Source organism: Streptomyces sp. NBC_01012 (assembly GCF_045162755.1).
Classification (GTDB): Bacteria; Actinomycetota; Actinomycetes; order Streptomycetales; family Streptomycetaceae; genus Streptomyces.
Genome location: NZ_CP108688.1, coordinates 6,190,567 through 6,204,058 on the forward strand (window position 1 = coordinate 6,190,567; position 13,492 = coordinate 6,204,058).

Here is a 13,492-nt window from a genome sequence, read left to right on the forward strand (position 1 = left end):
GCCGGGTCCTTCCGGGAGACAGAGGAGGAGACGGGGGCGGAAACAGGGACGCGGACGGGGCGAACATTGCCTGCCGCGGCACTAGAAAGGGCCCATGGCGGTATTCGTCGCGCTCGGCGCGTTCCTGATGACCCTGGCGGGCGGCTGGGTCGCGCAGCGCGTCAGCGACCGCAGGCACCTCGTGCTCGGCTTCGCCGGCGGACTGATGCTGGGCGTCGTCGGTCTCGATCTGCTGCCCGAGGCGGTGGAGGCGGCGGGCGGTCTGGTCTTCGGGGTGCCGGCCGCCCTGCTGCTGTTCGTCGGCGGATTCCTGACGGCCCATCTCGTGGAGCGCTCGCTCGCCGTACGCCAGGCGGCACACGGGGCGGGCGAGGAGCGGGTGCCGCAGGTCGGGCTGACGGCGGCGGCCGCGATGGTGGGCCACAGCCTGATGGACGGCGTCGCGCTCGGCGCCGCCTTCCAGGTCGGCGGCGGGATGGGCGCCGCCGTCGCGCTCGCCGTCATCACGCATGACTTCGCCGACGGATTCAACACGTACACGATCACCAGCCTCTACGGGAACGCCCGCCGCAAGGCGCTCCTGATGCTGTACGCGGATGCGCTGGCCCCGATCGTCGGAGCGGCGACCACGCTGCTGTTCACCCTTCCGGAGGAACTGCTCGGCTGTTATCTCGGATTCTTCGGCGGGGCGCTCCTCTATCTCGCCGCGGCCGAGATCCTCCCCGAGGCGCACCACGCGCACCCGGCCCGCTCCACGCTGCTGTGCACGGTCGTGGGGGTGGGCTTCATCTGGCTGGTGGTCGGCATCGCGGACTGACCTCACCCCCGGCACCGCTCCACGAAACGCCGCGCCACCGAGGGCTCCGCGGCCCAGTGCGTGTGCAGATAGCTCGCGTGCACGCCCTGCCGCACGAAGCCCTCGACCCGTCGCTCCGGCTGAAGCAGACCCCAGGCGGGCGTCGTACCGGCCCCCGGCTCCAGCACCGTACGGTGGAACTCGTGCCCGCGCAGCCGCGTCCCGGCCTCCGCCAGCACGCTGTCGGACACCGCCACCGCCTGCCGGTAGCCGAGCGTCAGCCGCTCCGACATCCGGGCCGATGCGTCCAGCACCCCGCACATCGGACGCCCGTCCAGCTCACGGGCCAGATAGAGCAGCCCCGCGCACTCCGCGGCCACCGGGGCACCCGACAGCGCCAGATCCGTCACCGCACGGCGCAGCGGCTCGTTCGCCGACAGCTCGGGCCCGTACACCTCGGGGAAGCCTCCGCCGATGACCAGTCCCGCCGTGCCCGCGGGCAGCTTCTCGTCGTGCAGCGGGTCGAAGGCGACCACATCGGCGCCCGCCGACGCCAGCAGCTCGGCGTGCTCCGCGTAGGCGAAGGTGAAGGCCGCCCCGCCCGCCACGGCCACCACCGGCCGACTCCCCTCCTGGGGGTACGCCCGAGGCTCCCACGCGTCGTCGGAGAGGTCGGGCGCCGAACGGGCCAGCGCCATCAGCGCGTCCAGATCGCAGCCCTCACGTACGCGTTCACCCATCGCGCTCACGGCGTCCAGGGCGTCGGTCCGCCGCTCGGCGACCGGGACGAGACCCAGATGACGCGAGGGGGTCGCCACCTGCGGCGCGCGCCGCAGCACCCCGAGCACCGGCAGCCCGGACTCGTCGAGCGCCTCCCGCAGCAGCGCCTCATGGCGGTCGGACGCCACCTTGTTCAGGATCACCCCGCCGATCCGCACCTGGGGGTCCCAGGACGCGAAACCGTGCACCAGGGCCGCGACCGAACGCGACTGCGACGACGCGTCGACGACGAGCACGACGGGCGCCCGCAGCAGCTTGGACACCTGGGCGGTCGAGGCGAGTTCCCCTTCCCCCGAGGCCCCGTCGTACAGCCCCATCACGCCTTCGACGACAGCCAGGTCACAGCCGCGCGCGCCGTGCGTGAACAGCGGGGCGATCAGCTCGGGCCCGCACATGTACGCGTCGAGGTTGCGCCCCGGGCGGCCCGTCGCCATGGCGTGGTACCCGGGGTCGATGTAGTCGGGCCCCACCTTGTGCGGGGACACCGCGAGGCCACGCCCCGCGAAGGCCGCCATCAGGCCCGTGGCCACCGTGGTCTTGCCGCTGCCCGAAGCGGGCGCCGCGATGACCAGACGAGGAACACTCACCACTCGATGCCTCTCTGGCCCTTCTGGCCCGCGTCCATCGGGTGCTTGACCTTCGACATGTCGGTCACCAGGTCGGCGGCGTCGATCAGCTTCTGCGGGGCGTTGCGGCCCGTGATCACCACATGCTGCGTCCCCGGCCGGTTCCGCATCACCTCGACGACCTCGTCGGTGTCGATCCAGCCCCAGTGCATCGGATAGGCGAACTCGTCGAGCACGTACAGCTTGTACGTCTCGGCCGCCAGGTCACGCTTGACCTGCTCCCAGCCCTCGCGGGCCTTCTCCTCGTTGTCGAGCTGATTGTCCCGCTGGACCCACGACCAGCCCTCGCCCATCTTGTGCCAGTCGACGCTGCCGCCCTCGCCGCTCGCGCCCAGCACCTTCAGCGCGTTCTCCTCGCCGACCTTCCACTTCGCCGACTTCACGAACTGGAACACCCCGATCGGCCAGCCCTGGTTCCAGGCACGCAGCGCGAGGCCGAAGGCCGCCGTCGACTTGCCCTTGCCGACGCCCGTGTGGACGAACAGCAGCGGACGGTTGCGCCGCTGGCGTGTCGTCAGTCCGTCGTCCGGTACCGATACCGGCTGTCCCTGTGGCATCAAGCGGCCTTTCGTGTAGCGGTGATGTCCTTGACCAGACCGGCGATCGAGTCGGCGCGCAGCTCGTCGAGCGTGACCGCGCTGCCTCCCAGATCCCGTGCGAGCTGTGCGGCGAGACCGAGGCGTACGAACCCCGACTCGCAGTCCACGACGACGGACGCGGTGCCCTCGGAGGCATGCAGCCGTCCGGCGCGCGCCGCCAGCGCCACCGGGTCGACACCGCCGGTCGCCCGGCCGTCCGTCACCACGACGAGCAGCGCCCGACGTGACGGATCACGCAGCCGCTCCACCCGCAGTACGTCGTGCGCCTTGAGCAGCCCGGCGGCCAGCGGGGTGCGCCCGCCGGTCGGCAGCGACTCGAGCCGCGCGGCGGCGGCGTCGACCGACGAGGTGGGGGGCAGCGCGACCGCGGCCTCCCTGCCCCTGAAGGTGACCAGGCCGACCTTGTCGCGGCGCTGGTACGCGTCGAGCAGCAGCGACATCACGGCGCCCTTGACCGCGCTCATCCGCTGCCGTGCCGCCATCGACCCGGAGGCGTCCACGACGAACAGCACGAGATTGCCCTCGCGCCCCTCCCGTGTCGCCTGCCGCAGATCGTCCCGCCGTACGACCAGACCACGCCCGGAACGGCCGCGCGCCCGCTGGTGCGGCGCCGCCGCCTGCACGGTCGCCGCCAGGTGCAGCTTCGTCAGCGCACCCTCAGGACGGCGCGATCCGGTGGTCCTGCCGTGCTCGGTACGCGCCCGGGAGCGCCGCCCCGCCGCGCCGTCGCCCAGGCCCGGCACGCTGAGCGCCTTCGTACGGAACGGCTCGCCGGCCCGCACGGGCTGCTGCTCCCCGCCCCCGCCCGGCGCGGGCGCGTCGCCGCTCCCGGTCTCCTGCCCGCCGGGCGCGTCGGAGCTGTCGGGGCCGCCGGTGTCCTGCCCGTCGTCATCAGGGCCGTCCGTGCCCTTGCCGCCGTCGTCGGGGCCGCCGCCCTGCGGGGGCACCCCGCCGCCGGGCCCGTCTGGGTCCGGGTCGTCGTCCTCGCCGTCGGCCGCGGCTTCATCCAGTGCCTCGTCCAGCTTGTCCTCGTCCAGCCCGGGCGCGTCGAACGGATTGCGCCGGCGCCGGTGGGGGAGCGCCAGGAGCGCGGCCTGCCGCACATCGTCGGCGACGACCTCCTCACGCCCCGCCCATGCCGCCAGCGCCGTCGCGGTGCGGGCCATGACGATGTCGGCCCGCATCCCGTCGACCTCGAACGCCGCGCAGGTCGCCGCGATCTGCCGCAACACGCCGTCGCCGAGCACCACACGGGGGAGCAGGGCGCGCGCGGCGACGATCCGCTCGCGCAGCGCCGACTCCTCGTCGGCCCACCGTGCGGCGAAGGCGGCCGGGTCGTCGTCGTACGCCAGCCTGCGCCGTACGACCTCGACGCGCAGATCCGTATCGCGTGAGGCCGCCACCTCGACGGTCAGCCCGAAGCGGTCCAGCAACTGCGGGCGGAGCTCGCCCTCCTCGGGGTTCATCGTCCCGACCAGCAGGAAGCGTGCCGCGTGACGGACGGACACGCCCTCACGCTCGACGTACGAGGCACCCATGGCCGCCGCGTCGAGCAGCAGGTCCACCAGATGGTCGTGGAGGAGATTGACCTCGTCGACATAGAGGATGCCGCGGTGGGCGTCGGCGAGCAGTCCGGGCTCGAAGGCCTTCACACCCTCGGAGAGCGCCCGCTCGATGTCGAGTGCGCCGACCAGCCGGTCCTCCGACGCGCCGACCGGAAGCTCCACGGTCCGCGCCGGACGCGACACGCCCGTACCCGCCTCGTGGGGCCCGTCGGGGCACGCCGGATCGGGCGCCGCCGGGTCGCACGAGAAGCGACACCCCGGCACGGCCTCCACCTCGGGCATGAGCGCGGCCAGCGCCCGTACGGCGGTGGACTTCGCGGTCCCCTTCTCCCCACGGACCAGGACCCCGCCGACGGCGGGACTGACGGCGTTGAGCAGGAGCCCGAGCCGTAGATCGTCCTGCCCGACGATGGCGGTGAAGGGATAGGGCGTACTCACAGGGCCTCCTCGTTCGCAGAAAAATCAGTGCCAATACGCGGGTCCGTCCGGGGCGACAGGCCCGCCTCCGGCGCACCCGGCGCGATGAACGGCAGCCCCGCCGGCGCACCGCCCTCGATCAGCCGCCACAACGCGTCCGTGTCCGCGTGCTCCTCGATCAGATCCCCCAGCCGGTCCAGCTGCTCCTCCCGCAGCGCCCCGAAGCTCGTGTCGGGCGCCGCGGTGAACCGCCGCCCCGAGGCGCGCGCGACCTCGCTCAGGAACGCCCGCCGGAACCCGTCGCTCTCCAGCGAGCCGTGCCAGTGCGTCCCCCAGACCGAGCCCACCCGGCACCCGTCGAGGAACGGCTCACCGCCGCTCACCTCGGCGACCCCGTGATGGATCTCGTACCCCTCCACCGGCTCCCCGAGCGCCGAACCGACGGGCCGGCCGAGCACCTTCTCCCGGCCGAAGCGGACCCGCACCGGCAGCAGCCCGAGCGCGTCGACCACCCCGGCACGCGACTCCACCTCGTCCTCGATGCGCTCGCCCAGCACCTGGAACCCGCCGCAGATCCCCAGCACAGGGCGCCCCTCGGCGGCCCGCCGCCGCAGCGCGTCGGCGAGTCCCCGCTCGCGCAGCCACGCCAGAGCCTTCACGGTGCCCCGTGTCCCGGGCACGACGACGAGGTCCGCGTCGGCGAGTTCGTCCGCCCGGTCCACGAACCGCACCACCACACCCGGCTCGGCCGCCAGCGCGTCCACATCGGTGAAGTTCGACATCAGCGGCACCGCGCACACGGCGACCCGCAGGACGTCCTCGCCGTGCGGCGGCGCCACGGCCGACTCCCGCACGGTGCCGCGCGTCGACACCCTCCCCCGAGCTCTCAGCTGCGTTCGAGCAGGGGGGACCCCCATCCCGTCCTCCTCGTCGATGCCCAGACCGTGGGTATACGGCAGCACCCCGTACGTACGACGCCCCGTGAGCCCGAGCAGCATGTCGAGCCCCGGCTCCAGCAGCGACACGTCGCCGCGGAACTTGTTGACGAGGTATCCGGCGACCAGCGACTGGTCCTCGGGGCTCAGCAGCGCCGTCGTACCGAAGAAGGAGGCGAAGACGCCGCCCCGGTCGATGTCGCCGACCACCAGCACGGGAAAGCGCGCGGCCCGCGCGATGCCCATGTTCACGATGTCCGTACGCCGCAGATTGATCTCGGCAGGACTGCCCGCCCCCTCGCAGATCACGGCGTCATACGTGCCCCGCAGCTGCTCCAGACAGTCCACGACCGTGCCCAGCAGCGCCTCCTGCCGCCCCCCGTGGTAGCCGCGCGCACTCATCTCGCCGACCGGCTTCCCCATCAGGACGACCTGGCTCGACCGGTCGCCGCCCGGCTTGAGCAGCACCGGGTTCATCAGCGCCGACGGCTCCACCCTGGCGGCCTGCGCCTGCATCGCCTGGGCGCGGCCGATCTCCGCACCCTCGCGGGTGACGAAGGAGTTCAGCGACATGTTCTGCGCCTTGAAGGGCGCGACCTTCACCCCCCGGCGCACCAGCCACCGGCAGATCCCGGCGGTGACGACGCTCTTGCCCGCGTCCGACGTGGTCCCCGCGACCAGCAGCCCGCCGCTCATGTGGCTCTCCGTCCCATGGCTCTCCGTCCCATGGCCGAGCGCCCCGCCGCACACACGGCGAGGGCCAGCACACTCACCCGGCGCGACAGCCGCACCGCGCGTTCGATGTCCGTGGTCCGTACGTCCCGGCCCGTCGCGCCGCCCAGCACCGGCCGGTGCTCGACCCGCCCGCCGTACGCCAGCGTGCCGCCGAGCCGTACGCCGAGCGCCCCCGCGAACGAGGCCTCCACCGGGCCCGCGTTCGGGCTGGGATGGCGGCCCGCGTCGGCCCGCCAGGCCCGTACGGCCTCGCGCGCCCGCCCGCCCGCGGCCACGGCGAGCGCGGCGGTGAGCCGGGCCCCCGGCCAGCCGGCCACGTCGTCGAGCCGGGCGGACGCCCAGCCGTAGCGCCGGTGACGTGGGGACTTGTGCCCGACCATCGCGTCCAGGGTGTTGACGGCGCGGAAGGCGACAAGACCCGGCACCCCGCCGAGCGCACCCCACACCAGGGCGCCCACGACGGCGTCGGAGGTGTTCTCGGCGACGGACTCCACCACGGCGCGGGCGATGCCGGGCCCGTCCAGCGACTGCGGATCACGTCCGCACAGATGCGGCAGCAGCTCCCGGGCGCGCTCGATGTCCCCGGCGGCCAGCGCACCGGCGATGGCACGGGCCTCGCGGCCCAGCGAGGTGCCCCCGACGACGGACCAGGTGGCGGCGGCGGTCAGCGCGACCGCGGCAGCCGGACGGTCGCGCACGGCACGGGCGGCCAGCGCCGCGGCGCCCGTGGCGCCACCGGCGCAGACGAGCGTGTGCAGGGCGCCCCAGCCACGGTGATCGCGCCACAGCCGGTTCTCGACGCCCGCCGCCGCACGCCCGAAGGCGGCGACCGGATGGCCCCGCCTGGGATCACCGAGCAGCAGATCGCCGATCAGACCGGCGGTGGCGCCGTACGCGAAGACGCGGTCGGCTCGCACCGCTCAGCCGGCCGTCGCGCCTTGGAGCTTCGGGGCAGCAGGTGGTGCGCCGACCGACGCAGGGCAGCCAGACATGGCGTATGTCCTCACTCAGGGTCCGCGCCCTGGTTCGACGTGACCGGCGACGAGAGTCTCCTGGCTTCCGGATCCGCAGTTCCTCCGGCCTTCCAGCCCGCGATGGCGGACCGTGACTTCCGAATGGAGGCTGCTCCCCGGTGACAGTGGCGGGACCGCGCCGGATTCGCACCGGCTTCCTCTCCTGTCGCCGTAAACGGCTCCGGCAGTCCACCACGCCCCGCGAACGCCAGTCAACCTGCCGTTGACCTGCGAGGCTTCAGTGTGCTGAGACGCACACCGGGCCGGACACACGTGCGGTGTGTCCGGCCCGGTGCCCTGCCCGATCCGAGGTCAGGCGACGATCAGATAGATCCCGTACGCGACGGCCGCCAGGCACAGCCCGAAGCAGGCGTACGCGCCGGTGCGCGTCAGGACGCCGGCCCCGCCGCCCTGCGCCGTCGGCGTCCGCCGGGCCAGACCGGTGACGCCGAGGGTGAAGAGGCCGACCAGTGCGACGGTGACCACGAGACTGACGCCGAAGACGGTGGCGAGAGCTGCCCAGTCGATGTTCATGCGGTTGTGTCCTTACACCGTGGCCGGGTCGGCCGGGGTACCGGCCGTGGGGGCCGGGATGGTGGTCTTGAGGTCCGGTACGGCGGTACCGGCGGGCGGCGGGCTGACCGCGGCGACGGCGGTGGTGACGACGCCCGCGGGCTCCGCGCCCACCGTCACGTTGGTGTGGTCGACCGGCTTGCGGCGCGACAGCGTCCAGATGGCACCCGAGCCCGCGACGAGCAGGACGGCGACCGCCGTGACGCCCCAGGGGCCCTGCTTGGTCAGGAACTCGGCACCCGCGCCGACCAGTCCTGCGGCCGGCAGCGTGAGCCCCCAGGCGACGAACATCCGGGTGGCGGTGGACCAGCGGACCGTGCCCCCCTTGCGTCCGAGTCCGGCGCCCATGACGGCGCCGGAGCAGGACTGCGTGGTGGAGAGCGAGAAGCCGAGGTGCGAGGAGGCCAGGATGACCGTGGCCGCGCTGGTCTGGGCGGCGAAGCCCTGCGGCGGACGCAGCTCGGTCAGGCCGCTGCCCATGGTGCGGATGATGCGCCAGCCGCCGAGGTAGGTGCCCATCGCGATGGCGATACCCGCGCAGGTGATGACCCAGACGGGCGGGTTGGAACCGGGGGAGAGGACCCCGCCGGTGACCAGGGCCAGGGTGATGATGCCCATGGTCTTCTGCGCGTCGTTGGTGCCGTGGGCGAGCGAGACGAGACCGGCCGAGGCTATCTGGCCGGCGCGGTACCCCTTGGCGGTCGACTTCAGCTGCGCCTCGTCGGTGATGTTCCGGTTGATGCGGTACGTCAGCTTCGTGGCGAGCAGCGCGGCGACACCGGCCACGACGGGCGCGGCGACGGCGGGCAGCAGGACCTTCGTGACGACGGTGCCGCCGTTGATCGAGGACCAGCCGGCCGACATGACCGCGGCGCCGATGAGGCCGCCGAAGAGTGCGTGGGAGGAACTGGAGGGCAGGCCGACCAGCCAGGTCAGCAGATTCCACAGGATCGCGCCGACGAGCGCCGCGAAGATGACCTCGGTTCTGAGGCCGTTCTCATTGATGATCCCGCCGGAGATCGTCTTGGCGACCTCCACCGACAGGAACGCGCCGACGAGGTTGAGAACGGCGGACATGGCCACCGCTGTCTTGGGCTTGAGTGCGCCGGTCGAGATGGTGGTGGCCATCGCGTTGGCGGTGTCGTGGAAACCGTTCGTGAAATCGAACACGAGAGCCGTCACGATCACGATCGCGAGCAGCAGCGTGATGTGTTCCATTTACCCAGGCAATCGTTCGACGTCAGTGGCAGGTGGAACGTAAGCAACCTGGGTGAACGGAAGATGAACTGGGCAGGGCGGCACGGTGACCCCAACCGCGTACGCCCGTTCCGCTTGTGTGTGCGAGGGGCGGCAGGGCCTCCGGGGCCCCGGCCCGGCCCTCCCTGGGAGACATCGATCACCCGGGCGGCAGACCCTACGATCGCCGCATGAGTGACGTGAGCGCGGACGCGATCGGGCAGGCGTGGGACGGTGTCGTCGCGACGGCCCGGCGGACGGCGGCGGACGGCCTGGTCGTCGGCACCTCGGGCAACGTGTCGGCCAGGGTCGGCGAGATCGTCCTGGTCACGCCCAGCGGCGTGCCCTACGACCGGCTGGGCCCCGAGGACGCCGTCGGCGTCGACCTCGAAGGGCGCCAGGTGCTCGGCGACCTGGTCCCGACCAGCGAACTCCCGCTCCACCTGGCCGTCTACCGGGGCACCGACGCCACCGCCGTCGTCCACACCCACGCCGTGCACGCCACGGCGGTCTCCACCCTCGTCCCCGAGGTGCCGCTCGTCCACTACGCCGCAGCCCTGCTAGGCGGCCCCGTCCGCACCGCCCCCTACGCGCGCTACGGGACGCGGGAGCTCGCCGACCACATGCTCGCCGCCCTGCGCGACCGCACCGGCTGCCTGCTGCAGAACCACGGCACCGTCACCTACGGCGCCACCCTCGACGAGGCCTACGACCGCACCGCCCAGCTCGAATGGATGTGCAGGCTCTGGCTCACCGCGAGCTCCGTGCCCGGACACCGGCCGAACCTCCTCACCCCTGCCCAGCTCCGCGACGTACAGGACGCCCTCAAGGGCTACGGTCAGCCCGGCTGAGCCCCGGCCCCGCCCGTACGGCCGCCACCCACTGGCACGGGCCGCCGCGGCCCAGGACACTGAAGCCGTGCGCCCGGCAACAGCGGCGGCAGTGGCCGCAACCTCGATCCTCGGCGTCGGCGCGGCAGCGGTCGCCGCCGGCCGCTACGCCAGCGACGCCGCCCTCGGGGCGCCCTCGCCCTCGCCACGGCCCTTCCCCGGCGACCGCCGTCTCACCGTGCACGCCACAGCGGCCGGCCGGATCACCCTGACCCGCTCCTTCCCCGCGCTGCGCCCCGGCACGTACGGCCTGACCGGCCGGGGCGTCCACGCGGTGGTGGGCCCGGTGGTCGAACAGTCACCCGACGACTCCCCGACCTCGGCCGACACCGTCGTACGCCGGCTCGAACGCGTGAACCTCGGCAGCCTGAAGCCGGGCACCCGGGTCCGCCTCACCCCGGAGATCCACCGAGGCGATCCGCTCGCCGCACTCGGCCTCGCGCACAAGGAGATCGAGATCCCCGGCGAACTCGGTGTCCTGCCCGGCTGGTTCGTGCCCGCCGTGCGCACCACCTGGGTGATCACGGTGCACGGCCTCGGCACCAGCAGGGACCACCCCATGAACGTGATGGATTTCCTGCACGCCCAGCAGTTCCCCGTGCTCGACCTGGCCTACCGGGGCGATGCGGGCGCCCCGCGCTCCCCGGACGGTCTCGGCCACCTCGGCGAGTCCGAATGGCGCGACCTCGACGCCGCCATCCGCTACGCCGTGCGCTACGGCGCGGAGAACGTCATCCTGTACGGCTGGTCGACCGGCGCATCGATGGCACTGCACGCGGCCGTCAACTCCGCGCTGCGCGACCGCATCAGCGGACTCGTCCTGGACTCCCCGGTCCTGGACTGGCGGACCACCCTGCGCGCCCTCGCCTCGGCCCGGGGTGTCCCCGCCGCGCTGCTGCCCCTCGCCGTCCGGGCCGCCCAGGGCCAGACAGGGCTGCACGGAGCGCCGCTCCTGCGCACCTCGGTGCCGACGGCCCTGCACACCCCCACCCTCGTCGTGCACGGCCCCGACGACACCCTGGCGCCCTGGCAGCCGTCCCAGGAGCTCGCCGCGCGCCGCCCCGACCTGGTGACCCTGCACCCCGTGGCCGATGCTCCGCATGCGGCGATGTGGAATGCGGATCCGGCCGATTACGAAGAGGCACTCCGGCGCTTCCTCACGCCCCTGATGTGAGCTGATGGCCCGGAACCGCCCGGTTGGTGCCCCGGCTCCGAGGCCCTGCGAACGGCGGTGACACGGCCTCCGTTTGGGCTTTCGGCCCGTCAGAGGCAAGACTGCTCCCGTGACGTCCCGTACCCCGCGCGACTCCAGGCTGCGACTTGTCCGCCCGCGACCCCAGGCGACCGCCCGCAAGGCCGTGACGACCCGGCGCACCAGGCCGGCCCCCCGGCCGCCCGAGGGCACACCGCCCCCGGCGGAACTGGCACGCCAGGCCAGGGCCGTACTGGCCGACTCCGTACGGATCGCCCACTGGGCGGCGAACGGCACGAGCCCGGGCACCGTCCCGCTCGCGGCCCAGGCACTCGAACGGGCCTCGGCCGCGCTCGAACTGTCCCCGGTCCAGGTGCTGGCCGGATGGGACCGGGCCAGACTGGCCGGCCTCATCGAGCTGCACGGCGACACCGCCCGCCCCGGCTGGCGGCTGCGCGCCTGGGACCGCGACGATTCCGCGGTGCTCCGTGGCTGGGTCGCGCTCTTCGACGCCTGGTCCCTTGTTCATGCCTCACCCGACGGTATCGAGGCCGGCGCGGTGGCGGAAGCCGTCGAGGCCGTACCCCAGGTGCTCTCCCTCCTCCAGCTCTCCGAGGGCACCGTCACCGTGCCCGCCCTCCTCGACCTGCTCGGACAGCGCGTCGCGGAACTCCACGAGGAGCGGTGCGAGGTGCCGTACGGGCCGCAGGAGCAGCCCGCGCCCGCCGACGCCGCGGGACCCTCCGCCGACCTGAACGCCCTGCTGCTCGACTGGGCACTCGAAGGCCTCGCCTCCGTCGGCGCCCTCACGCTCGGCGGCGGCCACGCCACCCTCACTCCGCTGGGCAGCTGGGCGGTCTGGGTCAAGCTGGAGCAGATCTGCGTCGCCGCGCAGAGCCCGGCCGGCAACATCGAGCAGCCGGCGGCCGACATGCTGCTCGGCTGCGCACGGCTCACCCCCGGCCCGGCCCGCGACGAATACCGCGCCTGGCTGGCCGCCCGCCCCGTCGGCAGCGCCGTGGCCGAACTCCTGGCCGTCGCCCGGGGCGAGGACGCCCTGCTGCGCGGCCTCGCCTTCGAGGCGCTGCGCGTCGTCGGCGCCCCCGCGGAGCCCGTCGTCCGCTCCGTCGTCACCGAGGCGTCGCTGCGCCCCTACGCGCTGCTCTGGCTCGCCGAGTACGAGGGGAACGACCCGGACGACGCCCAGGACGTCCTCAGCCGCGAGGAGGCCACCTGGCTCTGGGTCGACACCGCGGCGGCCGTGGCCGACCACGGCGAGACCGGGCTGCTGGTCCGCCATCTCGACTCCGCCGTCCAGGGCACCGTCCCCGCGCTCCTGGACGAGGTGCGGGCCGTAGGACACCCGAGGACCGTCCAGGTGCTGGTCGCCCTTGCCGCCGCGCATCCGGACCCCGCCCTGGCCAAGGCCGTACGCCGGGCCGCCTTCCAGGTGCACACCGGAGGGGCGTGACCCGCCCGCGCGGGCACCGGGGGAGTCAGTGCGAGGCGCCCGGGGCGTACGTCCCGAAGCTCCAGACATTGCCCTCGGCGTCCCGCGCCATGTAGTCGCGTGAGCCGTAGTCCTGGTCGGTGGGCGGCATCAGGATCTCCACGCCGTGCTCCACGGCCCGCGCGTGGTGGGCGTCCAGCTCGTCCACGACGACATGGACGCCCGCGGGGCCCGCACCGGCCATGGCCTCGGCGAACACACCCGCGCGCCCCTTGGAACCCAGCATCACCCTGCCGTTGCCGCAGGACAGCTCGGCGTGGAGCACGCTGCCGTCCTCGCCCTCGTACACCGCTTCCTCGGTGAATCCCAGAGCCTGCGTCAGCACTCCGATCGCGGCCCTCGCGTCGTCGTACAGAATCGTCGGAAAGACCGTGGCAACGCCGCCGGTGCCTGCCATCACGCTCACCTCTCCCGCTCGCTCACACCCCTGCGGTGTGATCTCGCTCTCAGTCTTGCACCGGCCACCGACAATGTCGGCCGACGATGACGCAGGGGCCGGGCACCTCGCGCCTGGCAGCACCCTCCGCGGAGTGGCCACGGGCCGGGAGCACGCGGTGAATCGGGTGGACAACGCCAGTAGACTGGGTCCCATGGCATTTCTCCTTGTGCATGAGTAACGGCGTCG

The 13,492-nt window shown here is 73.4% G+C and carries 12 protein-coding genes and 1 riboswitch; of the genes, 4 read left to right on the top strand and 8 right to left on the bottom strand.

Annotation, left to right across the window (positions count from 1 at the left end):
- The first annotated feature begins 94 nt into the window (after window positions 1-94).
- The gene (locus tag OG623_RS27820) at window positions 95-817 is read left to right on the top strand and encodes a ZIP family metal transporter (RefSeq protein ID WP_406150183.1); all 723 of its coding nucleotides are present in this window, start codon (window positions 95-97) and stop codon (window positions 815-817) included.
- Window positions 818-819: 2 nt separating this feature from the next.
- Here the strand turns inward: OG623_RS27820 and OG623_RS27825 are convergent, their stop codons facing one another.
- The 7 genes from OG623_RS27825 to OG623_RS27855 form a co-directional block, all read right to left on the bottom strand.
- Window positions 820-2,166: a cobyrinate a,c-diamide synthase gene (locus tag OG623_RS27825; protein ID WP_406150184.1), complete on the bottom strand. Its 1,347-nt coding sequence runs from the start codon at window positions 2,164-2,166 to the stop codon at window positions 820-822.
- A complete protein-coding gene (gene cobO, locus OG623_RS27830) occupies window positions 2,160-2,759 on the bottom strand; it encodes a cob(I)yrinic acid a,c-diamide adenosyltransferase (RefSeq protein WP_406150185.1) in 600 nt (199 codons plus the stop codon). The genes OG623_RS27825 and cobO overlap by 7 nt, the downstream gene beginning before the upstream one ends.
- Window positions 2,759-4,804 carry a putative cobaltochelatase gene (locus tag OG623_RS27835; protein WP_406150187.1) on the bottom strand — a complete coding sequence of 682 codons (2,046 nt, stop codon included), beginning with the start codon at window positions 4,802-4,804 and terminating at the stop codon, window positions 2,759-2,761. Before OG623_RS27835 ends, cobO begins: the two co-directional genes overlap by 1 nt.
- Entirely contained in the window at window positions 4,801-6,414 is a 1,614-nt protein-coding gene (locus tag OG623_RS27840) for a cobyric acid synthase (RefSeq protein WP_406150188.1), read from the bottom strand. The genes OG623_RS27835 and OG623_RS27840 overlap by 4 nt, the downstream gene beginning before the upstream one ends.
- Window positions 6,411-7,370 carry a cobalamin biosynthesis protein gene (locus tag OG623_RS27845; protein ID WP_406150189.1) on the bottom strand — a complete coding sequence of 320 codons (960 nt, stop codon included), beginning with the start codon at window positions 7,368-7,370 and terminating at the stop codon, window positions 6,411-6,413. The genes OG623_RS27840 and OG623_RS27845 overlap by 4 nt, the downstream gene beginning before the upstream one ends.
- 128 nt (window positions 7,371-7,498) lie before the next feature.
- Window positions 7,499-7,628, bottom strand: a riboswitch (cobalamin riboswitch).
- 150 nt (window positions 7,629-7,778) lie between these two features.
- Window positions 7,779-8,000, bottom strand: coding sequence for a hypothetical protein (locus tag OG623_RS27850; protein WP_406150191.1), 222 nt, complete (start codon window positions 7,998-8,000; stop codon window positions 7,779-7,781).
- Window positions 8,001-8,012: 12 nt separating this feature from the next.
- Window positions 8,013-9,257, bottom strand: a complete 1,245-nt coding sequence (locus OG623_RS27855; protein WP_406150193.1) for an anion permease — start codon at window positions 9,255-9,257, stop codon at window positions 8,013-8,015.
- Between the two features lie 209 nt (window positions 9,258-9,466).
- On the opposite strand from OG623_RS27855, the gene OG623_RS27860 reads away from it, so the two are divergent.
- The 3 genes from OG623_RS27860 to OG623_RS27870 all read left to right on the top strand — a co-directional run bounded on the left by OG623_RS27860 (window position 9,467) and on the right by OG623_RS27870 (window position 12,828).
- Window positions 9,467-10,126 (top strand): class II aldolase/adducin family protein, encoded by a 660-nt coding sequence (locus tag OG623_RS27860; protein WP_406150195.1) that lies wholly within the window; start codon window positions 9,467-9,469, stop codon window positions 10,124-10,126.
- A gap of 67 nt (window positions 10,127-10,193) precedes the next feature.
- The gene (locus OG623_RS27865; RefSeq protein WP_406150197.1) at window positions 10,194-11,339 is read left to right on the top strand and encodes an alpha/beta hydrolase; all 1,146 of its coding nucleotides are present in this window, start codon (window positions 10,194-10,196) and stop codon (window positions 11,337-11,339) included.
- Between the two features lie 184 nt (window positions 11,340-11,523).
- Window positions 11,524-12,828, top strand: coding sequence for a hypothetical protein (locus OG623_RS27870; RefSeq protein WP_406152024.1), 1,305 nt, complete (start codon window positions 11,524-11,526; stop codon window positions 12,826-12,828).
- A gap of 25 nt (window positions 12,829-12,853) precedes the next feature.
- Here the strand turns inward: OG623_RS27870 and OG623_RS27875 are convergent, their stop codons facing one another.
- Complete coding sequence (locus tag OG623_RS27875) at window positions 12,854-13,264, bottom strand: VOC family protein (protein ID WP_406150199.1); 411 nt, start codon at window positions 13,262-13,264, stop codon at window positions 12,854-12,856.
- Between the last annotated feature and the right edge of the window lie 228 nt (window positions 13,265-13,492).

Excerpts from the sequence above, each read along its gene's own strand:
- OG623_RS27820 (WP_406150183.1), top strand. The coding sequence starts at position 95 with ATGGCGGTATTCGTCGCGCTCGGCGCGTTCCTGATGACCCTGGCGGGC.
- OG623_RS27855 (WP_406150193.1), bottom strand. The coding sequence starts at position 9,257 with ATGGAACACATCACGCTGCTGCTCGCGATCGTGATCGTGACGGCTCTC.
- OG623_RS27850 (WP_406150191.1), bottom strand. The coding sequence starts at position 8,000 with ATGAACATCGACTGGGCAGCTCTCGCCACCGTCTTCGGCGTCAGTCTC.
- OG623_RS27840 (WP_406150188.1), bottom strand. The coding sequence starts at position 6,414 with ATGAGCGGCGGGCTGCTGGTCGCGGGGACCACGTCGGACGCGGGCAAG.
- OG623_RS27860 (WP_406150195.1), top strand. The coding sequence starts at position 9,467 with ATGAGTGACGTGAGCGCGGACGCGATCGGGCAGGCGTGGGACGGTGTC.
- cobO (WP_406150185.1), bottom strand. The coding sequence starts at position 2,759 with ATGCCACAGGGACAGCCGGTATCGGTACCGGACGACGGACTGACGACA.
- OG623_RS27875 (WP_406150199.1), bottom strand. The coding sequence starts at position 13,264 with ATGGCAGGCACCGGCGGCGTTGCCACGGTCTTTCCGACGATTCTGTAC.